Origin of the sequence: Microcoleus sp. AR_TQ3_B6, from assembly GCF_036702785.1 — a bacterium.
Taxonomy (GTDB): Bacteria; Cyanobacteriota; Cyanobacteriia; order Cyanobacteriales; family Microcoleaceae; genus Microcoleus.
This window is the reverse complement of sequence record NZ_JAUBVJ010000230.1, coordinates 1-1,696: the sequence shown is the minus strand read 5'-3', so window position 1 is coordinate 1,696 and position 1,696 is coordinate 1. Positions and strand designations below refer to the sequence as shown.

Genomic DNA, 1,696 nt, shown 5'->3' with positions numbered 1-1,696 from the left:
TAACGGGGGCTGATATTGCAGCATCTGGCGATCGCACTGGCCGCGGTGGTAACTGGAATTTGGAGTTTGCCAAAGGGAATATTGAAACGCCCTTAGCTCTTAATCCACAGGCAATAGCGGATTACCGAGGGACTTTAGCGACTGTTACCGTTACCAACAATAACGATAGCGGGCCCGGTTCCTTGAGAGATGCGATCGCCTCTGCTGCGAGCGGCGATATCATTACCTTCGCTCCAGGTTTAGCCAGCCAAACCATTACCATCACCAGCGGTCAACTCGATATTCCCGTTGGCAAAAACATTACCATTGACGGCGCCGCAGCACCGGGTTTAACCATCAGCGGTAACAACGCATCCCGTGCCTTTTTTGTCAATGCCAACGTTGCGACTGCTACCACTTTTGCTGTCAAAAACCTCATTATTACTAACGGCAAAACTACCGATCGAGGGGGCGCGATCGGCACAACCGACGAAGTAAACCTCACAGTAGACAATGTTCAGTTCAACAACAACGTCGCCGATAAAGGCGGTGGCGCAATTTTTGCTAATTTCAACAATACTCTGACTGTTACCAACAGTAAATTCAACGGCAACGTTGCCACCGCAGCTAATGATGAACGGGCTGCAGGTGCGATCGGCTTTTTGAGTTTCAAAACTTTTACAGTCACCAACAGCGACTTCACCAACAACCAAGGAATTAACGGCGGGGCAATTAACAGCCTTCAAGGTAAGCTAACAATTGACAACTCGCGATTCATCGGCAACGATACCACGGCAGCCACTTTCGCCATTGGTCAGCCCAATGATTTCTTAAGAGGTTTCGGCGGTGCACTTTACACCGATCGAGCCAGCAATCCCAGCGAAGCTTCCGGCACAATTAAGATCACCAAAAGTGTATTTCAAGACAACAAAGGGCGAGGCGAAGGCGGAGCAGCTTATCTGTTTACCGGCACCCAAGATAGCGTAAGTATTGCAGACAGCACCTTCCAAAACAACGAAATTCTGCCGCTTCCCGGCGGTAACGGCGGAATTGGCGGCGGTTTGGTGCAAGCGAACAACGGCGCCAACCAGGGATTTACCATCTCGAATACCACATTTGCTGACAATAAAGCTCCCGGTCAAGGTGGTGGCATTTGGGTCGTGGATGCACCTACCACGATTACCAACAGCACGTTTTCTGGCAACCAGGTTACTACTACTGCTGCTGATGGCTATAGCAATGTCGGCGGTGCAATGGCTCTTTATGGACCCACAACCATTGTCAACACCACGATTGCCGACAATTACGCCGGCTGGGTTGGCGGAGCTATCTCAGCGGCGGCGGGCAATCCTGTCACCGTCAAAAACACGATTTTTGCCAATAACACGTCCGGGAACCCGTTTGGCATTCAGCAGCACACCAGCAGCGAATTAACCGACCAAGGAGGCAATTTTCAGTGGCCGATCAAAAAAACCGCTAACTTCAACGATTACAATGCGACGGCAAGTATTACGATCGCAGACCCCTTACTCGGCCGTTTGCAAAACATTAACGGCGCTTTAGTCAGGCCGCTGCAGGCAGGAAGTCCGGCAATTGATACAGGGATTGCAATTGGCGCACCAGCGGAGGATCAGCGCGGCGTGAGTCGCCCTCAAGATGGTGATGGTAACGGAAGTGCGATCGTTGATATCGGCGCTTTTGAATTCACCAATACTCC

Annotated in this window: 1 protein-coding gene; it reads left to right on the top strand. The window is 51.1% G+C overall.

From position 1 onward, the window contains the following. On the top strand, positions 1 to 1,696 hold a 1,696-nt coding region (locus QUB56_RS36855), incomplete at both ends, for a choice-of-anchor Q domain-containing protein (protein ID WP_332961295.1).